Consider the following 1620-nt stretch of genomic DNA (forward strand, 5'->3'; position numbering starts at 1 on the left):
CCCAAAGATCTTTCGCTTATTCGTATTATGAGGTCAGCCAGAAAAAAACTGGCTGGCCATTTTTCATGGAATTGGCTTTACTATATTGGTAGCCGGGTAGAACGGTTCGCTTATTGGGAAAAACCCGTGGAGAAAACTGTTCACCCCTCCTTGTATAACTATGATTGGGCTGGTTGGGACAAGATCCCGCATCACATGCGAAGCTATGGCATACAAGTGGTAAAGGGGCTGCCGGTAAAAGAAATGAGGGGAAGGAAGAGCGTGAATCCAGTTGTAGGAATCGATGTGGCAAAGGGAGAAAGCCAAGCACAGATCTTTCTGGATCGAAACAAATTATACGGGAAGGGATTTCGTTTCTCGCATACCATAAAAGATTTAGAGTGGCTTCATGGAAAACTACAAGAAATAGAACAGGAAAGCGGTTGTCGCCCAGCGATTATTCTTGAGGCTACAGGTCACTACCATCATCCTATTGTAGAGTGGGCGGAGGAGAAAAATTATGTCCTGTATATTCTCAATCCCCTGTTAGCACAACGGGCAAAGAAAACTCAGCTAAGAAAAGTAAAAACGGATAAAATGGACGCCATTCATCTAGGAGAACTTTATTACAAAGAGGAGTTTGACCCATATCAGAAGCAGGAGGCACATTGGGTCAACTTACGTCATCTTACGAGACAACATCAGGCGATGACCCAGATGTATGTACAGACAAAACTGCAATTTCATGCTGTGCTAGACCAGGTCTTTCCAACGTATGAGGACGTGTTTGGGGATTTGTATTCAACGGTGTCGTTAGGAGTGTTAGAAACGTATCCAACACCGGAGGCGGCAAAAAAAGCAGGGGTGGACAAGCTAGCGGAGTGTGTTGAAACAAAGATCCTACGTGGCCGTTCACAAAAGTGGGCAAGAGAAAAAGCATTACTAATGATGGCAGCAGCAGAAAAAAGCCCCTTTCAAAAAGGGCTCCATGAGAGTTATTTGCTGAGTTTACGTATGCTTATCACTTTGCTCCTTCAATACCAAGAGCATCTATCCACCCTTGAAAAACAAATAGATGCTCTGGCTGAAGAAAGAAAAGAATATGATCTACTCCGTTCTATTCCCGGTGTTGGAAACAAGATTGCAGCAACAATCCTGGCCGAAATTGGAGAGATAGAACGGTTTGACCACGCGAAGAAATTGGTTGCATTCGTTGGCGTTGATCCAAGTGTCACATCCTCAGGAAAATTCACAGCAAGCACGAACCGTATTACCAAGCGGGGCTCCAAACGCTTGAGAAGAGCTTTATACCAAGCTGTACAATGTGGGGTAAGAAAACGAAAGATGTGTCCTTTAAAAAGCTCAGTGAATCAACGAATGCGCGAGTATTATGACTTGAAAAAAGGGGAAGGAAAGCCCTACAAACAAGTTATCATTGCCTGTGTGAACAAGCTGATCCGTTGGATATACTGCATATTAACGAGAAGCGAACCCTATAAGGCTGAATCTCCGCTAATCTAATGGAATAAATTCCCACAACCTCCCTGAAGAGGGAGGTTATTTTGCATGCTTATTTTTAAATAATAGCACAAGTACGAAGAATATTTTCAAAAAGCTTGACAAAATATTAGCTGGTTTTCT

1 protein-coding gene is annotated in these 1620 nt (G+C 43.1%); it reads left to right on the forward strand.

What is annotated here, in order from left to right; genetic code table 11:
- Window positions 1–261 precede the first annotated feature (261 nt).
- Window positions 262–1500 carry an IS110 family transposase gene (locus ACIFQN_RS35655; RefSeq protein WP_429837779.1) on the forward strand — a complete coding sequence of 413 codons (1239 nt, stop codon included), beginning with the start codon at window positions 262–264 and terminating at the stop codon, window positions 1498–1500.
- Window positions 1501–1620: the final 120 nt, after the last annotated feature.

The sequence above is a fragment of the Brevibacillus sp. NRS-1366 genome, from assembly GCF_050467985.1.